Consider the following 17,200-nt stretch of genomic DNA (forward strand, 5'->3'; position numbering starts at 1 on the left):
GCTCCGGGCGCACAGCCAGGGCTGCCCTTCGCAAGGTCGGTCGGCTGACGGATTGATGTTGGAGACGCTGTAATGCGTTTATGCGCTGGCGCGGTGTGTAAATTGCCATTGATTTTTTGTAGAGACAACGGCACCGCCTTGTCTCTGGCGCATTGCCCTCTTCTGCCAGCCTCCTAACCTTCTGCTGTTGCTCAAAGGACCTCGTAGCGTCCGGCAGGACTTGCGAGCGTCTGTGCCATGAACCGTTTTTGGCTTGTTTTCTGGAAAATAGGCCAAAAACGGCAAGGCCAGCGTCCAACTACTTGTCAAACACTGGCCTTGCTGTTATTGGGCTATCCATTAGCTTATGCTACCGCTGCTTTAGGCAGTCGTTGCAGGGTCTCTAGCAAAAAGCCCCAGAATTTCTGGACAGAGCTGATCTGTACTTTCTCATCAGGGGAGTGGGCGCCGGTGATGTTGGGCCCGAAGGAAATCATCTCCATGTCTGGGTAGTTGGTGCCCAGAATGCCGCACTCAAGTCCGGCGTGGCAGGCATTTACATGCGGCGCGCTTTGGAAGAGTTCCTGGTACAGGCCGCTCATTAGCTTAACAATGGTGGCGTCTGGTGCAGGTGCCCAGCCCGGGTACGCGCCTTTAAAGGTCACATTGGCGCCCGCCAGCTCAAAAGTAGATTTAATGGCATCAGCCAGGTCCAGCTTTTCACTGTCTACGGAGCTGCGGGTCAAGCACTGCAGGGAGTATTCGCCGTCTTTCACCAGCACGCGGGCCAGGTTGTTGGAGGTTTGCACCAGGCCTTCAATGGCCGGACTCATGCGATGAATGCCGTTGGGGCACGCATACACCACGCGCAACAACAGGTTCTGAAACTCCTGCGAAATGGCCAAGGAGGGCAAGTCAATGTGTTCGGCTTTAATCTCCAGGTTGGCATCAGTGAGGGCGTATTCTGCCTTCAGGACTTCGGCTTGTTTTTGGAGGAACTGCTCAAAGGCCTCGGCTTTCTCTTCGGGTACGGCCACTTCGGCAAAAGACTCTCTGGGGATGGCGTTGCGCAGGCTTCCGCCGTCAATGCTGTATACGCGCACGTTAAACTTGTCAGTGGCCTGGTACAACAGACGGTTCATGAGCTTGTTGGCGTTGCCGCGGCCTAGGTGAATGTCCATGCCCGAGTGCCCTCCGGTCAAGCCGGTTATGCTTAGTTTAAAGCCTACAAAGTCAAACGGAATGCTTTCAGAATTATACGTGCCCGTTGCCGTTACGTCAATGCCGCCGGCGCAGCCAATAGTAAGTTCCTGGTCGTTCTCGGTGTCCAGGTTCAACAGGATGGTGCCGTCCAGCAAGCCGCCTTTCAAGCCCATGGCGCCGGTCATGCCGGTTTCTTCGTCAATGGTGAACAGGGCTTCTAAGGCTGGGTGCGCAATGTCTGTAGAAGACAGCAACGCCATGATGGTGGCCACGCCAATGCCGTTGTCGGCGCCCAGGGTGGTGCCTTTGGCGCGTACCCAGTCACCGTCTACTTCCATCTGAATGCCTTGGGTGTTGAAATCGAAATCAGTATCAGCGTTTTTCTGGTGCACCATGTCCAGGTGGCTTTGCAACACCAGGGTAGGACGGTCTTCCATGCCGGCGGTGGCGGGCTTCTTGATGATGACGTTGCCCACCTCGTCGGTGAGGGTTTCCAGGTTCAGGCGCTTCCCGAAGTCCTGCATGAATGCAATCACGCGCTCTTCTTTCTTAGACGGTCTTGGTACCGCGTTCAAGGCTGCAAAATGTTGCCACAGGGCTTTGGGTTCTAAAGATTCTATCTGACTGCTCATACTGTTTCTTTTGGTTAGCCCTGCCGCCCAGAGACAAATTCTTCTGGAAGAAGGGATTCTGTTTCGGAGGTAAAGGTAGCAAACGGTTTTGACTCAGAAAGCCAGAGTTGCCTATAAACAGCCTTCGTTTTTGGCCTATTTTCCAGAAAACAAGCCAAAAACGGTATGCTCCCAGATACTACCTTCAAGGATCCTCAACAAAACCCTGCTTCCCAAAAAAGGTAAAAGAAGAGTAAAAACCATACATATTCATTCAATCACTCATTCACTCATTCACTCAATAAAATATGAGCAAGAAAAACAAAGCGGCGTTTTATGAAGCCTACGGCGATGCCGGTCAGATAAAAATAGGGGAACTGGACCTGCCCGAAGTAAAAGAAGGCGAAGTGCTGGTGCGCGTGAAAGCCGCCGGAGTAAACCCGGTAGACTCTGCCGTGCGCGAAGGCTGGCTCAAAGACTTTCTGCCCCTGAACTTCCCGGCCATACCGGGCTGGGACGTAGCCGGCGTGGTGGAAGAAGTGGGCTTTAGTGCCCGCCGTTTCAAACCCGGCGACGAGGTCTACGCCTATGCCCGCCGGCCCACGGTCCAGCACGGCACCTTTGCCCAGTACCTAGTCATTCCGGAAAGTTATCTGGCCCACAAACCCCAAAACCTGAGTTTTGAAGAAGCAGCTGGCATTCCGTTGGTAGGTTTGACGGCGTATCAGTCTTTGTTTGATGCAGGCAGTTTGCAGGCAGGGCAAACGGTCTTGATTCTGGGGGCCTCTGGGGGCGTGGGCAGTCTGGGCATTCAACTGGCCAAAGAAAAAGGAGCGACCGTGATTGGCGTGGCCAGCCAAAAAAACCACCAATTCATGAAGAACCTGGGCGCGGACCATACCGTGGACTACAAAGACACCCATGTAGGCCAGGCAGTGAAAGCTTTGGCGCCAGAGGGTGTTGACCTGATCTTTGACGCGGCCAGCGGCGAAACCCTCACTCAAAGCCTGGAAGCACTCAAGCCCAACGGCAAACTAGTCTCCATCTTAAACCAAGGGCAGGACCTGGACAAGAGCATCAACTTCCAATACGTCTTTGTAGAACCCAACTCCACGCAACTGGAGCACCTGCGTGCATTGGCAGAGGCCGGTAAACTAAAAGTGCACGTGAGCGGCACCTACTCCTTAAACGAGACGGCAGAAGCCATGCGCCAGATAGAAACTCATCATACCACCGGCAAGATTGTGATCCTTCCGTGATTAAGAATTTTCCCTCTCCTTGGACTGTCCCCTGACAGTCCAACCCGGTTTCCCTAGCCTCCACTATTCATTCTAGTGCCGGTCTGTCAGGGGACAGTCTGGGGCGATAGGGCATCAAGGAGGGATCTCCCTGGCGATTTTGGCCTCATTTCCAGGAAACAGGCCAAAATCGCTTTGCCCTTTCCCTGCTTCAGGCAGGCAGCTTGGAACAGGGAAAGGGCAAGTTTATACACTGTGTTTCTTACTTCGGCCAGGTAGCGCAAGCTGAAAGCTTACCTCTTAGGTGCCTACAAGCTGGCGGGAGGCATATGCATTATTTAAGTTCCACATCTTCACATCTCCAAATTTCCAAAACTCCTGCAAGAATCCTGCGGACTAGGTAGGCAGAGGCTACTTGCAGAAATTCGGTTTTAGCCTCTTTTCCCGGAATCAGGCCAAAAATGAATTCAACCTCAGCAATAAAAACAAAGCCGCCACGGTCCTCAGAACCGCGGCGGCTTTGTTTCAGGCGGCAGGAAACGGTTTACTTGTCTACCAACTTGTACTGTTCTGGATTGTAGCGCTCGCCTACGTTAGGGTACTGGTTTACTAAATCTTGCAGGCCTTGCAGGTCAGAAGAGGTGAGTTGTACGTCTACGGCGGCGGCGTTTTCTTCTAAGTACTTCCGGCGTTTGGTGCCAGGTATGGGAATGATGTGCTCGCCTTGCGCCAAGACCCAAGCTAAGGCCAACTGGGCGGGAGTGCATTGTTTGTCAGCCGCGAAACGGGAGAAGGCTTGCGCTAGCTTCTGGTTGTTGTCCCAGTTGTCCTGGTTCTGGAACCGGGGAAGCGACTTGCGCATGTCATGGTCGGGGAGGTTCTGCATTTCAACAGTATTCGTCACCAAACCCCGCACCAGCGGACTGAACGGCACAAACGCGATGCCCAGCTCTTTGCAAACGGGTATAACCTGTTCCTCTGCGTCACGGGTCAGTAAAGAAAACTCTGACTGCACGGCTGCAATGGGATGGACGACGTGCGCTTTCCTGATGGAAGCCGGTGAGGCTTCTGACAAACCCAAATACCGCACCTTGCCTTCCTGCACTAATTGCGCCATGGCTCCCACCATTTCCTCCACGGGTACCTTGGGGTCTATGCGATGAGCGTAGTATAAGTCAATCACGTCTACCTTCAGGCGTTTCAGGCTGCCTTCAATAGCGGTGCGCAGGTACGCCGGGGAGCCGTCAAACTCCATCTTGCCGCCAGCGCCCTGCTTAAACCCGAACTTGGTGGCAATGAAAATCTTGTCGCGGTGAGGAGCCAGCACTTTTGAGATGAGTTCTTCGTTGTGGTGCGGACCGTACACATCGGCGGTGTCCCAGAAGTTGATGCCCAGTTCCAGTGCCCTATGCAGGGTGGCGATGGATTCTTCATCGTTTCTGGTGCCGTAGGCCTGGCTCATGCCCATGCAACCTAAGCCAATGGCAGATACTTTTTCTCCGGTATTCCCTAGTTGTCTGTATTTCATGATGCTTCTTTTTATCCTCAGTTTAGAACTTCTTTTTACGAGAGGGTCAACAAACAGGCTCAGTCAAGTGTTTATGCACATGAAACTGCAATACTCGCTCGCCTCTGGCAAGTGTGGGTTACCTGCGGCGTCCTGCCGCTATAGATTTATGGCAGGGGCTCCACGTTTTTAATGAAACGCGGCCGCATTAAACTTATTCGGTGAAATATAGTTCCAACGGCCAGAGGCCGCAGGGAACCCACACTCGCCAGAGGCGAGCGAGAAACCTTTAAGAATTCTTTTGAGGGCTTGATAAAGGCGCATCTGCCCGGAACGGCCATTCTTGCTGCACCTTGGCTTTTATCATATACACCACAGCGCCCAAGGTGATGACCACCAAACCAGACAAGACCATGTTCCAGCCGGTGGATAGCAGGATGCCGGCCCACATGAGCAGGGCCAGTAGTACGGGCAGCGGGTACAAGGGCATCTTGTACGGGAAATCTTGGATTGACCTTTTCTTGTGCAGCAAAAGCAGCCCCACGGCCTGGCCCATGAACTGGATGAGAATGCGCATGGCCAGAATGGCACTAATTACGTCTGCCAACCTGAACAGCAAACTAAACACAAAGGCCACCGCCCCCAGAAACAGTAGAGAGATGTGAGGGAAATGTTTGGTAGGGTGCAACCGGGCGAAGACCTTAAAGAATGCGCCGTCCACGGCCGCCGCGTACGGTATTCTGCTATACCCCAACGTTGCCGAAAACACAGACGCAAAGGCCACCCATAAAATCAAGACGGTGGCAATGGTGGCTGCGGTCTGGCCCATTAAGCGTTGCACAAACACACTCACCACAAACTCATACTCCTTGGCCTCCTGCCACGGCACCACGCTCACCACGCTCACGTTCATCATGAGGTACAGTACCGCAATACCCGCAATGGAGATGAACATGCTGCGCGGAATGTTTCTGGACGGATCCTTGATTTCGGCTCCCAGATGGCAGACGTTGTAGTAGCCCAGATAACTGTACACCGTTTTCACGCTGGCAAACCCGATGGCGGCCACAAAGGCATAATTCACCGTGAGGCCCTGGTTCATGTCTTTTATTGGTTGCAGGAAGTTTCCGTGTACCAGGCCGCCCCCAATAATCCAGCCCATGGTGAGCAAAACGCCTCCCCAGAGCAGCACGCTGATCTTGCCAATGGCTTCAATCTTGCGGTACAGCATGATTACAATCAGAATCACCAATGCCCCGCTTACCAGTTTAGAAGTGACGGTGGTCAAGGGCACCAGATAGGAGAAGTAGGAGGCAAAGCCAATCGCCGCCGAGGCAATGACCAAAGGGGCCTGAATCATGGTTTGCCACACAAACAGGAAGCTCATAAAACGGCCCATGCCTTTCTCGCCGTAGGCCTCCTTTAGGAAATTATAACTGCCACCGGCCCTCGGGAAGGCGGCCCCCAGCTCGCTCCACACCATGGCATCTACAATGGACAAAGCCGCCCCTGCCAACCAGGCATACAGGAAGTAGGGTCCGTTCATCATGCCAATGACCATGGGCAGCGTGATGAACGGACCAATGCCTACCATGTCAATCATGTTGATGGCCGTGGCTTGCGCCAGCTCCAGGCGTCTTTCTAAGTTAGGTGCAGACATGTAGAAGTTTCGTCAAATAAGTAGGGATGGTTCCGTATCCTAAAGATGCAAAAATTACCGAATCAGCTTCATGCAAAGCCAGTATCCCTCGGTAAATCTGGGAATATCGGTTAGTTGTCGTTTTTGGGTTGTTTTCTGGGAAATGGGCTAAAAATGATGCCCCACCCCAACCCCTCCCCGTGGAGAGGGGCTTTTGATCTGCTAGGGTGAACACCCGTCTAAAGCGCTACCTTCAAAGGGGAATCTGCGTTTAGCAATGGTCCTTGGCACAGACGCTCGCAGGAGCTGCACACGGCTATTTTTTAGTACTTAGTTCTGAGTCTAGCGTTCTAGGTCTGAAAGGACCTCTTCTTCCTTTCTCCTCTCCAAGGGTACCTTACCAACAAGCGTAGGTTGAGGCCACTCACTTCCTCAGGGCAGTCTCAGACTGCCCGCCATGGTGGGTCCAAGTTATAAACTTGAACCAGGCATGGGAAAGGGAATAAAGCAACCGTGCGCAGCACGCGTGACTCTGCATCGACAGGAACCGCAATTGCCTGCAACCAGCTAATAAATAAACCAGCCTTAACAGAATTGGGACCGAAACCAGTCCTGGTCCTGAGCGCCTCTGGTGTTTGTGCGCCGCGGTGAGCGGCGGCAGGGACAAAGTCCCACAAACAACAGCAGTGCGAAGGGACAGGACGGGGCCCCGCGGCCGTGAGCGCTTAGCGGAAGAAATGAAACAAGACAGTGGGTTCGCACCGGAACAGGCGGCACTGCCAAGGGAAAGGCCAACGGAATTGCAAAAGACCAGTAGCAAAAGGATAACTGGTGGAAAAGTCTAAAGTCTGGTACGGCAATCAGAAAATGCGATAGGTTTTACCCTAGAACAGAGAAAGAATCAACTGGTGTAAACACCCCCTTGCCCCCTCAAAGGGGGAATCCCCCAGCAAAGAAGCTTAAAAAGAAAACCCTCGTTTTTGGCTTGTTTCCTAAGAAACAAGCCAAAAACGCCACTACTTCTTAAACTTTGCAAATCTCCCTTATCTTTGAAAACCATCAGACCAGCTCTTCATATAAGCCTTACACCATTCTCATGAGAAAACTTCTCCTTCCTGTTTTCCTGCTTTTTGCAATGACTGCCTTCGCCCAGAAACCACCCTTTGACTTGGTGCGCTGGGTGAATCCTATGATTGGGACCGCCAAAATGGGCCACACGTATCCCGGGGCTACGGCACCCTTCGGCATGGTGCAGCTGTCTCCAGACACCGATACCATTCCATATGAGATGGGCGGCAAGTACAACAAAGACGTGTACAAGTACTGCGCCGGCTACCAATATGATGATCCTACCATTGTAGGCTTCAGCCATACACACTTCTCGGGCACCGGCCACTCAGATCTAGGTGATTTCCTGATCATGCCCACTACTGGCAAACTCCAACTGAACCCCGGTACCGAAGACAAGCCAGAAACCGGCTATCGCAGCAAATTCTCGCATAACAATGAGCGCGCTGAGGCGGCTTATTACAGCGTGCAGCTAGACGATCATAACATCAAAGCAGAACTGACGGCCACTAACCGCGTGGGCATGCATCAGTACACTTTTCCAAAATCAGATGAGGCCCACATCATCCTGGACCTGATGCACGGCATCTACAACTATGAGGACAAGAACACCTGGACGTTTGTGCGTATTGAGAACGACACGCTCATTACCGGCTACCGCATGACCAACGGCTGGGCCAGAACGCGCACCGTGTATTTTGCCATGTCTTTCTCCAAACCGTTCACCAGTTACGGCAACAAAGACTACAGCAAAGCGCAAGTGTACAAAGGCTTCTGGCGCAAGTTTGACCAAACCAGGAACTTCCCCGAAATGGCCGGCAAACAGCTACGCGCCTACTTTGATTTCAAGACCGAAGAAGGGGAGAAAATCAAAATAAAATTTGCACTGTCACCGGTGAGTACGGCCGGGGCTTTGGCGAACATTCGTGCCGAGATTCCGCATTGGGATTTTGAGAAAGTGAAATATGAAAGCCAGGCCCAATGGAACAAAGAACTGGGTAAAGTGCGCGCCGTGCTGCCCACCAAGGATGACTACATCAACTTCTACACCGCGCTGTACCATACGTTCCTGGGACCCACCACTTACATGGACGTTGACAACCAGTACCGAGGCCTGGACCAGAACAACCACGTGGCCCAGGGCTTCACCAACTACACCACCTTCTCACTTTGGGACACGTACCGCGCCCTGCACCCCTGGTTTAACATTGTACAGCCCAAACGCAACGCCGACATGGTCAGCTCCATGCTGGCACACTATGACCAGAGCGTGCACAACATGTTGCCGGTCTGGTCGCACCACGCCAATGAGAACTGGTGCATGATTGGCTACCACAGCGTGTCGGTGATTGCAGATGCGATTATAAAAGGTACGTACACCGGCGATGCCAACCGCGCTCTGGATGCCTGCGTGGCCACCGCCCGCCAAGGCTATTACGACGGCCTTCAATACTACATGCAACTAGGCTACGTCCCCGAAGACAAGAACGGTTCCTCTGTCTCCAAGACGCTGGAGTACGCTTATGATGACTGGTGCATTGCCCAGATAGCGCAAAAGTTAAATCGTCAGGACGTGTACCAGGAGTTCAGCAAACGCGCCCAGAACTGGAAAAATGTGTATGACAAGAACATCGGGTATATGCGTCCTAAACTGAGCGACGGAACGTTCAAGAACGAGTTTGACGTCTTGAGCACCCACAACCAGGGCTTCATAGAAGGCAACGCCTGGAACTACAGTCTCTACGTACCGCATGCCCCAACAGAGATGATACAAGTGATGGGCGGCAACAAGAAATTTGTACCGCACCTGGACTCACTCTTCACCATGCACCTCCCAGATGAGTTTTTTGCGGATACCGAGGACATCACCCGCGAAGGCATCATTGGCAACTACGTACACGGCAACGAGCCTGCGCACCACGTAGCCTACCTCTACAACTGGACCAATCAGCCCTGGAAAACGCAGGAACGCGTGCGCATGATTTTGAAAAAGCAGTACCACCCCACCGTTGACGGCCTTGGCGGAAACGATGACTGCGGCCAGATGAGCGCGTGGTATTTGTTCAGCTCCCTCGGGTTCTATCCCGTAGCTCCCGGTTCTGAGCAATATGCCTTGGGTAGCCCCGCCGTGAAAGAGGCGACGGTGCAATTGGAGAACGGCAAGACCTTCACCATTGAGGCCAAAAACCAAAGCGATAAGAACGTGTACGTGCAGAAAGTGGAGCTCAACGGCAAAACCCTCACGCAGCCATTCCTGAACCACGCAGACCTGGCCAACGGCGGGAAGTTGACGTTCTACATGAGCAGTAAGGCGAAGAAGTAAACAAATCATAGCAAGAGAAAAAGCCCGTTCACGCCATTTGCCAAGGTGGTGCGAACGGGCTCTTTTTTTCTTGGGTATGAACCGATGATGACTTCCCGGTTAGAACTTCAGATGAAAGCCTAACCCATTACCCATAAAGCCTAGTTTCATATCCAGCTTCGGGAGGGATGATTCTAACTGCCCACTATTGTAAAGATGCACGGCTTTGGTGGCATGCTTCGCGTAGGAAGAAGAAAACTTAAACCCTACCGCCACAATTCCCACGCCCGTACCTGCCATTGCCCATCTTTTCCCTCCGTCCATGGATGTGGCCAATAGAGGCCAGGCTATCAATAGACCGCCCACAGTGCTGAAAAAGACAGTGCCCGTTCCTCCTTTTTTATAAGCCAGTTGCATCTGCTCATGCGCCGCCGGGTTTGATTGTGTAATTTCTAGCAATTCCTTTGGACTTAGGCTCTTGCCATTCTGAAGAAAGACCGTAGAAAAACCTTTCTTAATCTGAATACTATCCACAGGCGCTTGAGTCTGCGCAAACAATTGGCAGGTGAATAGCAAAGAAATACAAAGTATGAAAAGTGTTTTCATTCAGGAATCAGGGTTAAGGAAATGGAGAAAGCCTTGCTTGAAATGGGTATGTCTAAGGTATATTTTTATTCGCTGAAATAAGGATTGTCATCACTTCCTGCTTGATAATTCCTTCATTAATCCATAAAAAGAAGAGTATTCGTTTTTGGCGTGTTTTCTAAGAAATAGCCCAAAAACGAAGGATGTTGTATGCTTTATAGGTAAAAACCGCTTATCAACGTTAGGGGCGTGTAGGCAATAGAGACTCACTAAAATTGCCGAAATTTGTAGCATGAAAAGAGTTGCCCTTCTTGTTCTGATATTGTTCAATTTCACTGCCAACGCCCAGGTGCTCCGGAAACGCCCGGTCACCTTGATGGGCAGCCGGTTTGACATCACCATCGTGGCGAAGGATTCTCTGACGGCCGAAAAGAGCATTGACGCCGTAATTGCAGAAGTGACCCGCATTGAATACTTAATCTCGGACTGGAAACCAGAGACGCAGATTTCTGAGGTGAACCGCATGGCCGGCATTGCCCCCGTGAAAGTAACCCCTGAGGTGTTTGCCTTAACCGAGCGCGCTCTCTGCTTATCCAAAATAACCAAAGGCGCCTTTGACATCAGCTTCGCGGCTATGGACCGCATCTGGAAATTTGACGGCTCCATGGAAGAAATGCCTAGCCCAGAGGCAGTCAAGAAATCGGTGGAGAAGGTAGGCTATCAAAACATCGTCCTAGACAAAAAGAACTCCACCATTTATCTCAGGAAGAAGGGCATGAAGATTGGCTTCGGGGCGCTGGGCGAAGGCTACGCCACTGACCGTTGCCGCGACCTCATGCTGGCCCGCGGCATTCCTGCCGGCATTGTGAACGGCTCCGGCGACATGAGTACCTGGGGCCAGCAACCCGATGGCTCTGACTGGATGATTGGCATCACCAACCCGGTGGACAGAGACAGCCTGTTTGCCGTGGTTCCGCTTAAGCAAAGCGCCGTAGTCACCTCTGGTAGTTATGAAAAGTTTGTAGAATTCAACGGCAAGCGCTATTCTCATATCATCAACCCGGCCACCGGTTATCCATCCACCGGCCTCACCAGCGTCACCGTTTTTGGCCCCAGCGCCGAGGTAGCCAACGGCTTCAGTACCTCCATCATGGTACTAGGCAAAATGAAGGGTCTGAAACTTTTGAAGAAATACCCTGCCTATAGCTGCATCATGATCACTGATGACGGGGAAGTGGTGGCGTCTCCTAATTTGGATATGAGTCAGTTTGTACCAGAGCAGTAGGAACCATCTATTTAGTGTCTTTGCCGCGAGTCTTCAGACTCGCGACAGAATTAACGCATCTGAAGCCAAGCTCACCTGTTTCCATCCACTGCAAGAATCATTCAGTAATAGCCAGTAGGTAATTAACTCAAACAATCGTGCATTCCGTTTTTGGCCTGTTTCCTAGAAAACAGGCCAAAAACGGAATGCACTGATGCCTTTTAATAGCAATCAGTGAGAAGTTGGCCCCTGGATTGGTAATGGCTGAGGCTTTGCCCTAGTTTGGTTTGGCAGATGGTTTCCAGAAGGGCCGTCACGTCTTTTTGCATGGCCAGAGAGCCACAGATCATCAGGACGCCGCCGGTAGAAAGCATGTTGGCAATAAAGGTGGCATCGCGGTCAATCAAGTCACTTACATATTGTTTAGCTCCTTCGCGGGAGAAAGCTACTTGTAAGTAGGTGAGTCTTTGGGCTGACTGTTGCTCTTCTAAATAGCCTTGGTAGGTGCTGAAAGAGGCGCTGCTTCTAAAACCGCAATACAAATGAATAGCCGTTTTTGGGCTGTTTTGGCCAATCATGCCCAAAAACGGACCAATGCCAGTGCCGTTGGCAATCATAACCACTGCCGGCGCTTTCTTAGGGAAGTGGAAGTGCGGATTAGGCACCAGCTTGGCCTGAAGGGTTTGGCCGGGCGTGAGCCGGTGCAGGAAGCCAGAACCCAGGCCATTGGGGTGCAGGCGCACGCTCACTTGCAAGGCATTGTCCACCAAACCCACAGAATAGAGGCGTTCGCGGTGGTCGTTTTCTGGGTATACGGCCAGCAAATCTCCCGAGGTTACTTTAAGGCGTTTGGCCGGTTTTAACCGGACCAGGAAGGTGCCCTCCTCATGTTGCTGGGCCGTGGTGGCAGTCACGGTGAAGGTCTCCAGTTTTTGGGCGGGTACCTGTCTTAATTCTGGCAATACCATGAGGGGCAGGCCCGCTTGGGAAGACCAGGCCTCGGCCCACAAGGAGAATTCCTGCGGCGACCGGTCATTGACGGTATGCACGTCTACCAGCGCCGTGGCCCAGGGCTGCTGAGACAGGGCTTGGTGCACCTCAAAGGCGAACTGACAGAAATCTGGATAAGCCTTTGAACCGAAGCCCACTACCGAGAACTGAACCGGCTGCGCTTGCGGTACCGATTGCACTAACGTGGCAAACTTTTTAGCGTTGGTGGGCGCATCGCCTAGGCCATAGGTAGCGGTAAAAACTAGGATATGTTCTGCCTTGGGGTAAGTGGTGTACTGGTTAAGCTCGGCTAAGAATGGTTTCTTTCCTTGTTTTAATAGCTGCCGGTAAACTGCCTGGGCGAAGTGAAACGTGCTGCCGTTCTCTGAGCCTACCAGCAAAATGAAGCGGGCCTCTTTGGCCGGGTACTTGTTCTTGATTCGGTTGGCTCTGCGTTTGAACGTGATGGCAAAACCCGAGTAGATAAAGAAGAGAATGTTGCCAGACGCTACCAGCAGAATAATAGCCCAAACAATAGACGTTCTACCGGTGTGCAGATCTAGGCTCAGCGTGGTGAGTTTTTGGGTGGTTGGGTAGCGTACCTCGCTTAAAATATCTCCTGTGATTTGGTTGACCGCCACTTCGCGGTCTTTTAGTTGGAGGGTGAAGTAATCCTCGGGGTCTTCAGAGAAAGGAAATTCAATAGACTCCACCTCCGCCATGGAAATATCCTGGAAGACAGCCATCTCGGCAAGAGGCTTGGCCGGACCTGTTTTAATGGCGTCAAAGTCCACCTGGGTAGAGACTTGTTCGCTTTTGATGAGTTCAAACCGCTCCAGTGACAGATAGGTGCCGGTCAAGGCTAGGATGAAAATAGGAATAAGAGACAATCTGCCCAGCACCACGTGGTAATACTGCGCGAAGCTGTCTTTGACAATGCTGGTGAAGAATCGTTTAATGCCTCGCTGCCGCTGGATGATGAGAATGGTGCCGGAAATGGTGATGAGCAGGAGCAGGAAAGCAGTGAGCCCTACGAAAAAGCGACCCATTCCTTTCAGGAAGAGGGAGCGGTGCAGGTCGGTGACCCACAAGAAGAATTCGCTTTGTTTTTGGGGAGTGCCCAGAATTTCGCCGGTCTTGGGGTTGACGTAGGCTTCTACGGTTTCGCCTGAGGCATCGCTTCCTTTTAACAAAACAAACTGGTGCGCGTCTACGCTAATCTCCGTGATTTCTGGGTACCGCTTTTGCAGGACTGGCAGGGATTGTGCCAGGGTGAGTTGTTCAACGCCGTCTACGCGGTAGGGCTGCGTTTTTTTAGCAATGGGCTCAAAGGCCAGAAGAATGCCCGTGACCGAGGCTAAGGTCAATAAAAGAAAAGAAGATACAGCCAGGGCTAAGTGGCTGTATCTCCAGATGGATATGGTCATGGAAACGGGTTAGATCAATTGCCGCTGAAACGCACGTACCGGATAAAGCCGGTACCTTCATTCTTAGCCGACAGGCTAGCGGTGGTCAAGGGAATCTCCAGGTCTTTCACGTAGTATTCCTTGTCTTCTACGGCGGTCTCAAAACGGAGCTTGTAACCGGCATTTACCTTAGAGTCTTCCAAGTCAAAGGTGGTAATGCTTCGGTCGCCGCCGGCCACAGACGCGCCGGTGATGGCACTAATGTTGGCCTTCTTTTTAGCCTGAAACTTGTGCCACTCTTTTAAGCTGGTGTACCATTTCTTGTCGGGGCCCATCACGTACAGGGTTTTCTCGTACTGGCCCTTCGGGTTGATGAGGGAGACCACTATGTAAGCACCTTCGCCCACGTAGTTAGACATCTGCAACATACACTTGTACTTGGTGGTTTGCGCCGGTGCCTGGAACGAAAAAAGACCCAGCACCATGGCTACCAGACACACTCTCAAAATCAACTTCATCTTCTTATTTTAAGAAATCAACAGATACTTTATTCTTGGTGAGAAGCTCGTTCTCCTTGGCCAGTGAATAGGCCGTCTCGTCAAACTCAGTGGCTATGCTTTTCTGCGCGCCAAGGGAGAGAAGGTACTTTAACAGAACATCGTCTTTAGACAACATGGCCGCTTTGTGTAAGGCCGTCATGCCTTCTTTGTTCTTAGCGTTCACGTCAATCTTAAGAGGCTCTAATCGCTTCAATAAAGCCAAATCATTTTTGGTCACTGCGGCGTGGTACAAGGTGCTTCCATCTTTCTGAGGAGCGGCAAAGTTCAAGCCTTTGGCCTGTAGGGAGGCCATTTTCGTGCCAAAGTCGTCCTGGGCTGAAGTAGGAGTGGCAGGCGCCGCGCCTGGTCTGGCAGGAGTGTAGGACTGAATAAGGTAATAGGCCAGGTTATTGCCGTCTTTGTCCAGCACGTTCACGTTGGCGCCTTTGGCCAGAAGCATGTTCACTACTTCTTGGGAGCTGGATTTTACCGCTAGCGTAAGGGCAGATTCGCCTTTGGCATTCACAGCGTTGATGTTCTGTACCTTGGGTAGCAACAATTCCAGCAAGGCCGCATCTTTGCCCGCAGCGGCGTATAGGAAGGCCGTGCTGCCCTCTTTGTCTGCTTTGTTCGCGTCTACGCCTTTGGCCAGGAAGTATTTAACCAGTTCGGTTTGGTTGGGTCTGCGCACCAGGGCGTGTAAGACGGTTTCGCCGTTGCTGTCTGTAAAGGTGGGGTTCAGCTTCAAATCCTCTACCAGATACTGGAAGACCTCCAGAGTGTTGGAACCTCGGCGGGAGCCCTGTGCGGCCATAATGAGGGCATTGTCATTGTACTTCACGCCTTTTTGCAACAATGACTTTAAGAAGGCCACGTCGGCCGTCTTGGCGGCGTAGTTGAAGGCTGTGTTGCCATTGGCGTCTACGTCTTTTAGAGATAGTCCTTTGGTGCCGAAGTAGTTGGAAAGCGCCAGGTCTTTGTCATTGGCAATGCCCAGCAAGAGTAGGTTGGCGCCGTCTTTGTATTTTTTCTTGGGGTCTAGACCCGCCTTGAAGAAAGCCTCATATACGCTTGGGTTGGTTTGTCCGCCGTTGGCCGCGAAGGCGATGGGCGAGTTGCCGTTGCTGTCCTGGGCATTGACATCGGCACCCTTGGCCAATAAGTACTGCACCAGTTCTACGTTTCCGCGGTTGGCGGCCCAGTGCAGGTAAATGCGGCCGTCATGGGTGAGCTTGTTCACACTGTTGCCCGGCTGCTCCACCAGAAACTTGATGGTAGGCACCGGCGCGTCATTGTTAATGGCCAGAGTGGCTGGGTCAAAATTACCCGCGTTTGGCGTGCTGGCGCTGTTGCCTTTGGCTATTTCTGCTTGCACGGTGGCTACGTCTGGGTTAGACTTCCAGAAAGACTGCTCTAAAAGGGTGTTCTTTTGCTGTGCCTGTACGCTGAAGCACGCCAGAAAAAGAGGAACTAGCAATAGTTTTTTCATGAGCCTGTTGTAAAGACGAATATATAATCTGTGGCTGTCGCTATCATGCAATGGCTAATGCCCTGAGAGGAAAACGCCAGCTTGGATTTATTATTTAGACTAATTTAAAATAATGCACAAATATACTAGTTGACCGCAGATAACCATGTTCCTCCCTGAAATTTTAACAAGGATATGTGTAGAAGTTGAAAGGTTAGAGAGGATCGGAGAATGCAATGGTAAGAGCACGTATCATTGCATTAAATAGACAAAAGTATCTGCTCTTTAGTAAGTTGCATGAATCTGGCTTTGTAAGGGATTCTTGAAGTAGCAGCAGCAGAAAGGATAGCTAAGGTCGTTTTTGGGCTCTTTTTGAGAAAAAGAGCCCAAAAACGACCTGCTTAAATTCACCAATTACTCTGGTTTAAGAATGGAAGCTGGAAAACTTATACTTGGTCTGCTGGTTGGTGGTGGAGAAGTGTAGACTCTTTTTTACCTTAAGGCAAACAAGACACGACTATGGATCAGCGCATTATCAACCTTTTTGACGAATACACCCACGCGCCGCTCACACGCAAGGAGTTCCTCACCAGACTGGCCAAACTAACAGGCAGCCTTACGCTGGCCATGTCTTTGTTGCCTCTGTTGGAGAACAACTACGCCCAGGCGGCCACGGTGGTAGACAAAGACATCAAAGCCGAAGACATCACCTACCCAGGAGCCGAGGGCGTGACCATGAAAGCGTTCCAGGCCCGGCCCGAAGGCAAGAAGTTGGGCACCGTACTGGTGATTCATGAAAACCGAGGCTTGAATCCGCACATCAAAGACGTGACCATGCGGGTGGCGCAGGCCGGTTACCTGGCCATTGCGCCAGATGCTCTGTCCCCGTTTGGAGGAACGCCAGCCAATGAAGATGAGGCCCGCGCCCTTTTCGCCAAACTAGACGCTCAGCAGAACCTCACCAACTTCTTGAAAGGCCTGGAGTATCTGCAGAAGCATAAGTATGGCAACAGGAAAACGGGTTGCGTAGGCTTTTGCTGGGGCGGTGCCTTGGCTTCTCAACTGGCCGTCCACTCCCCAGACCTTGATGCCGCGGTGGCGTATTACGGCCGCCAGCCTGATGCTGCCGACGTGCCCAAAATCAAAGCCGAACTGCTCCTGCATTACGGTGGTCTGGATGAGCGCGTAAATGCTGGCATTCCGGCCTTTGAGCAAGCCTTGAAAGCGTCTAATGTCAAGTATCAGCTGTTTGTGTATGAAGGTGCCAATCACGCCTTTAACAACAACACCTCGCCGGCCCGTTACAATGAAGCCGCAGCCAATCTAGCCTGGGAAAGAACATTGGATTTGTTCAAGCGCAAGTTGAAATAGAAAGTAAATCCAGTCTTAAATAAAGAAAGG

11 protein-coding genes are annotated in these 17,200 nt (G+C 51.8%); 4 read left to right on the top strand and 7 right to left on the bottom strand.

Going from position 1 to position 17,200, the window contains the following annotated elements; all coding sequences use genetic code 11:
- Nucleotides 1-344 precede the first annotated feature (344 nt).
- Nucleotides 345-1,814 carry an aminoacyl-histidine dipeptidase gene (locus GU926_RS18170; RefSeq protein ID WP_160694434.1) on the bottom strand — a complete coding sequence of 490 codons (1,470 nt, stop codon included), beginning with the start codon at nucleotides 1,812-1,814 and terminating at the stop codon, nucleotides 345-347.
- A gap of 287 nt (nucleotides 1,815-2,101) precedes the next feature.
- Here GU926_RS18170 and GU926_RS18175 point away from each other — a divergent pair, with 287 nt between their 5' ends.
- Nucleotides 2,102-3,052, top strand: coding sequence for an NADP-dependent oxidoreductase (locus GU926_RS18175; protein WP_160694436.1), 951 nt, complete (start codon nucleotides 2,102-2,104; stop codon nucleotides 3,050-3,052).
- Between the two features lie 523 nt (nucleotides 3,053-3,575).
- On the opposite strand, the gene GU926_RS18180 is transcribed toward GU926_RS18175, so the two are convergent.
- Both GU926_RS18180 and GU926_RS18185 read right to left on the bottom strand, forming a co-directional pair.
- Entirely contained in the window at nucleotides 3,576-4,559 is a 984-nt protein-coding gene (locus GU926_RS18180) for an aldo/keto reductase (protein ID WP_160694438.1), read from the bottom strand.
- Nucleotides 4,560-4,827: 268 nt separating this feature from the next.
- On the bottom strand, nucleotides 4,828-6,198 hold the full coding sequence (locus GU926_RS18185) for an APC family permease (RefSeq protein WP_160694440.1): 1,371 nt from the start codon (nucleotides 6,196-6,198) through the stop codon (nucleotides 4,828-4,830).
- A gap of 1,075 nt (nucleotides 6,199-7,273) precedes the next feature.
- On the opposite strand from GU926_RS18185, the gene GU926_RS18190 reads away from it, so the two are divergent.
- Nucleotides 7,274-9,568, top strand: a complete 2,295-nt coding sequence (locus GU926_RS18190; RefSeq protein ID WP_160694442.1) for a GH92 family glycosyl hydrolase — start codon at nucleotides 7,274-7,276, stop codon at nucleotides 9,566-9,568.
- Between the two features lie 99 nt (nucleotides 9,569-9,667).
- Here GU926_RS18190 and GU926_RS18195 read toward each other — a convergent pair whose 3' ends face one another.
- On the bottom strand, nucleotides 9,668-10,153 hold the full coding sequence (locus tag GU926_RS18195) for a hypothetical protein (protein WP_160694444.1): 486 nt from the start codon (nucleotides 10,151-10,153) through the stop codon (nucleotides 9,668-9,670).
- A 271-nt stretch (nucleotides 10,154-10,424) separates the two neighbouring features.
- On the opposite strand from GU926_RS18195, the gene GU926_RS18200 reads away from it, so the two are divergent.
- Nucleotides 10,425-11,417 carry an FAD:protein FMN transferase gene (locus GU926_RS18200; protein ID WP_232058381.1) on the top strand — a complete coding sequence of 331 codons (993 nt, stop codon included), beginning with the start codon at nucleotides 10,425-10,427 and terminating at the stop codon, nucleotides 11,415-11,417.
- A 200-nt stretch (nucleotides 11,418-11,617) separates the two neighbouring features.
- Here the strand turns inward: GU926_RS18200 and GU926_RS18205 are convergent, their stop codons facing one another.
- From GU926_RS18205 to GU926_RS18215, 3 genes are read right to left on the bottom strand one after another with little or no spacing between them, the layout of a single operon-like run.
- Complete coding sequence (locus tag GU926_RS18205; RefSeq protein ID WP_160694445.1) at nucleotides 11,618-13,813, bottom strand: PepSY domain-containing protein; 2,196 nt, start codon at nucleotides 13,811-13,813, stop codon at nucleotides 11,618-11,620.
- A 14-nt stretch (nucleotides 13,814-13,827) separates the two neighbouring features.
- Complete coding sequence (locus GU926_RS18210) at nucleotides 13,828-14,310, bottom strand: DUF2271 domain-containing protein (protein ID WP_160694447.1); 483 nt, start codon at nucleotides 14,308-14,310, stop codon at nucleotides 13,828-13,830.
- Between the two features lie 4 nt (nucleotides 14,311-14,314).
- Entirely contained in the window at nucleotides 14,315-15,820 is a 1,506-nt protein-coding gene (locus tag GU926_RS18215) for an ankyrin repeat domain-containing protein (RefSeq protein WP_160694449.1), read from the bottom strand.
- Nucleotides 15,821-16,318: 498 nt separating this feature from the next.
- On the opposite strand from GU926_RS18215, the gene GU926_RS18220 reads away from it, so the two are divergent.
- Nucleotides 16,319-17,170: a dienelactone hydrolase family protein gene (locus GU926_RS18220; protein WP_160694451.1), complete on the top strand. Its 852-nt coding sequence runs from the start codon at nucleotides 16,319-16,321 to the stop codon at nucleotides 17,168-17,170.
- The last annotated feature ends 30 nt before the right edge of the window (nucleotides 17,171-17,200 follow it).

It is taken from the genome of Nibribacter ruber, assembly GCF_009913235.1.
GTDB lineage: Bacteria > Bacteroidota > Bacteroidia > Cytophagales > Hymenobacteraceae > Nibribacter > Nibribacter ruber.

Excerpts from the sequence above, each read along its gene's own strand:
- GU926_RS18170 (WP_160694434.1), bottom strand. The coding sequence starts at position 1,814 with ATGAGCAGTCAGATAGAATCTTTAGAACCCAAAGCCCTGTGGCAACAT.
- GU926_RS18175 (WP_160694436.1), top strand. The coding sequence starts at position 2,102 with ATGAGCAAGAAAAACAAAGCGGCGTTTTATGAAGCCTACGGCGATGCC.
- GU926_RS18180 (WP_160694438.1), bottom strand. The coding sequence starts at position 4,559 with ATGAAATACAGACAACTAGGGAATACCGGAGAAAAAGTATCTGCCATT.
- GU926_RS18185 (WP_160694440.1), bottom strand. The coding sequence starts at position 6,198 with ATGTCTGCACCTAACTTAGAAAGACGCCTGGAGCTGGCGCAAGCCACG.
- GU926_RS18190 (WP_160694442.1), top strand. The coding sequence starts at position 7,274 with ATGAGAAAACTTCTCCTTCCTGTTTTCCTGCTTTTTGCAATGACTGCC.
- GU926_RS18195 (WP_160694444.1), bottom strand. The coding sequence starts at position 10,153 with ATGAAAACACTTTTCATACTTTGTATTTCTTTGCTATTCACCTGCCAA.
- GU926_RS18200 (WP_232058381.1), top strand. The coding sequence starts at position 10,425 with ATGAAAAGAGTTGCCCTTCTTGTTCTGATATTGTTCAATTTCACTGCC.
- GU926_RS18205 (WP_160694445.1), bottom strand. The coding sequence starts at position 13,813 with ATGACCATATCCATCTGGAGATACAGCCACTTAGCCCTGGCTGTATCT.
- GU926_RS18210 (WP_160694447.1), bottom strand. The coding sequence starts at position 14,310 with ATGAAGTTGATTTTGAGAGTGTGTCTGGTAGCCATGGTGCTGGGTCTT.
- GU926_RS18215 (WP_160694449.1), bottom strand. The coding sequence starts at position 15,820 with ATGAAAAAACTATTGCTAGTTCCTCTTTTTCTGGCGTGCTTCAGCGTA.
- GU926_RS18220 (WP_160694451.1), top strand. The coding sequence starts at position 16,319 with ATGGATCAGCGCATTATCAACCTTTTTGACGAATACACCCACGCGCCG.